1 protein-coding gene and 1 pseudogene are annotated in these 1,743 nt (G+C 63.4%); both read left to right on the top strand.

Annotation, left to right across the window (positions count from 1 at the left end; all coding sequences use genetic code 11):
• A partial coding sequence (locus EN906_RS33085) for an alpha/beta hydrolase (protein ID WP_127375719.1) occupies positions 1 to 1,282 on the top strand: 1,282 nt, incomplete at its 5' end.
• A gap of 175 nt (positions 1,283 to 1,457) precedes the next feature.
• Positions 1,458 to 1,743: pseudogene (locus EN906_RS33080) on the top strand (EamA/RhaT family transporter); the annotation flags it as partial.

The raw sequence follows: 1,743 nt of genomic DNA, 5'->3' as shown, positions 1-1,743 counted from the left end.
CTTCTACGTCGCCTACACGCTGGAGCCGCTGGCGAGCGTGGCCAAAGACCCGCATCGGCCGATCACCTTCGTGTTCAATGGCGGCCCTGGAGCAGCGTCCGCCTATCTGCATCTCGGCGCACTCGGTCCACGGATAATCGCGACGGGAGCCGATGGCGAACTCCTGCCCTCACCGCAAAGACTGATCGACAATCCGGACAGCTGGCTCGACATGACGGATCTCGTCTTCGTCGATCCGGTGGGGACCGGCTACAGCCGCGAGGCACCGGGGCAGGACACGCGCGATTTCTGGGGCGTCAACCAGGATGCCAGCTCGATTGGCGCCTTCATCCGGCTCTATCTCGCGCAGAACGGCCGCACCGGGTCGCCGCTGTTCCTCGCCGGCGAAAGCTATGGCGGGTTCCGCGCGGCGCTGCTCGCCAGGACATTGCAGGAAGATATCGGCGTCAGTCCGAGCGGCATCGTGCTGATCTCGCCAGCGCTGGAGTTCACGCTGGTGCAGCCCGACGAATTCGAGCCGCTGCATTGGGCGCTCGAACTGCCGTCACTGGCGGCGGTGCGGCTACGCACCGAAGGCGTCAGCGGCGATGCATTGCGGGAGAAGCTGGCCGAAGTCGAACATTATGCGATGGGCGATTACCTTACGGCAATCACCAGCGGACTGGAGCAAGGCAGGCGGCTGGCGAGCCAGCGCGTCGCTGAGATCACCGGCCTGCCACTCGATTTGGTGCAACGGAACTCCGCTCGCATCCCCACCAGCCTGTTCGCAAGGGAGTTCGCCCGTGCCAGCGGCAAGGTGCTCAGCCCCTATGACGCCACGATCGGCACAGCCGATATCGCGCCTGAGAGCGCCCGCATCGCCGGCCCGGATCCGGTGCTCGACCGCAGCGTGCCGGCGCTGACGTCGGCTTTCGTCGGCTACATCCGTGACGAATTGAGTTTCCGCACCGATGTCAGCTATCGGCTGCTCAATGGCGAAATCAGCCACAAATGGGATTACGGGACCAGCGCCTCGCGGCAAGGCTATGCCGGAGTGATGGACGATCTGCAGCGCGCACGCTCACTGAACCCTTCGCTTGGTGTCGTGATCGTCAACGGCTACACCGACCTGGTCACGCCTTACCTCGCCTCGCGCTACCTGGTGAACCAGATCCCATCGCTCGCCGATGCCAAGCCTATCCGTCTCGATGTCGTCGAGGGCGGGCACATGATGTATTTCAGGTCCGACGGCCGACGCGCGCTGAAAGAAGCCGCTTCGGAGCTTTACCAGGCGACGCAGTAGGCTTGGCGACAGTGCAGCTCGGCATGGCCCCCTGCCCCAACATAACCAGCGGGCTGGCGTAGCGCCGCAGCGATTTTCGCCCTTATAGCTTGGTGCCGAGGGAACTGAATTCACAGCTCCTCGTGTCGCTCCTCACAGCATTCTGCCGCTCCGGCAATTTGGTCCCACGCGCCTTATGGCCGATATCGCCATTCTCGAAACACGCGAGCGGGTGCTTGCAGGCATCCTGCTGACCGGTGCTGCCTATTTGCTGTTTTCGACACAGGATGCCTCGATCAAGCTGTTGGTCGTCGGCATGAGCGTCTGGCAGATCATGTTCTTCCGCAGCATTGCCATTCTGGGCGCGTGCGCGGCGATCGGCGGACGACAGTTGTTTGCCGACACGATGCGCTCGCCGATCGTGCGGCCGATGCTGGTGCGCAGTGCCTTCACGCTTGCTGCGTGGCTGTGTTACTACCTGT

The sequence above is a fragment of the Mesorhizobium sp. M7A.F.Ca.CA.004.06.1.1 genome (assembly GCF_003999135.1).
Classification (GTDB): Bacteria; Pseudomonadota; Alphaproteobacteria; order Rhizobiales; family Rhizobiaceae; genus Mesorhizobium.
This window is presented reverse-complemented; position numbering and strand designations above follow the sequence as displayed.